Origin of the sequence: Streptococcus infantis (assembly GCF_001579645.1) — a bacterium.
Taxonomy (GTDB): Bacteria; Bacillota; Bacilli; order Lactobacillales; family Streptococcaceae; genus Streptococcus; species Streptococcus infantis_E.
The window spans coordinates 1-445 of the sequence record NZ_LQZF01000195.1 but is presented as its reverse complement, the minus strand read 5'-3'; the positions used below and the strand labels follow the sequence as shown (position 1 = coordinate 445).

Below are 445 nucleotides of genomic sequence, written 5' to 3'. Positions count from 1 at the left end.
ATATTGGATCGCTATTTCACTTTATAAATAAGTTTTTGTTGTTACTGCTACTAATCTTCGATAATATTAAAATTTTCACTTTTAAAAAATATAGGTGTCAAAAAAGGAAAGGGAGCATTTATGACATTTAAACAGGCTGATTTTCAAGAGAAAATCAATATTCAATCACTGAGCACTTTTTATGGGAGACAAATTGGTACTGTAAACTACATTACAAAATTCCCAGGTAAGATTACACTTCATTGTATTCTTGATTTATTTAATGTTAAAGAAAGCTACCCTTATCGCCTGGAACTTTATCTTGTTCGACCAAATCAATACAGTGATAAAATTTTATCTTCAACGATAAGAATTGAGGAATCAATTTTGATTGAAACAAACGATGGATATGGTAAAACAAGTATAAATTTTGACTTTGTACTTTCTTTAGTTCAATCTGGAGATT

The 445-nt window shown here is 28.5% G+C and carries 1 protein-coding gene; it reads left to right on the top strand.

Annotation, left to right across the window (positions count from 1 at the left end):
- Positions 1-120 precede the first annotated feature (120 nt).
- Positions 121-445: hypothetical protein (locus SINDD18_RS10095; RefSeq protein ID WP_061864007.1), on the top strand; the 325-nt coding region annotated here is incomplete at its 3' end.